Genomic DNA, 254 nt, shown 5'->3' on the forward strand with positions numbered 1-254 from the left:
GTGACTGAAGTGATGGTGAAAGTGGGCGACAAAGTTGCCGCTGAACAGTCACTGATCACCGTAGAAGGCGACAAAGCTTCTATGGAAGTTCCGGCGCCGTTTGCAGGCGTCGTGAAGGAACTGAAAGTCAACGTTGGCGATAAAGTGAAAACTGGCTCGCTGATTATGATCTTCGAAGTTGAAGGCGCAGCGCCTGCGGCAGCTCCTGCGAAACAGGAAGCGGCAGCGCCGGCACCGGCAGCAAAAGCTGAAGC

The 254-nt window shown here is 55.1% G+C and carries 1 protein-coding gene; it reads left to right on the plus strand.

The window, feature by feature from the left end:
* The coding region (locus SB719_RS21380) for a biotin/lipoyl-containing protein (protein WP_412159919.1) at positions 1-254 on the plus strand (254 nt) is incomplete at both ends.

Source organism: Pantoea sp. SIMBA_079 (genome assembly GCF_046940275.1).
Lineage (GTDB): Bacteria > Pseudomonadota > Gammaproteobacteria > Enterobacterales > Enterobacteriaceae > Pantoea > Pantoea borealis.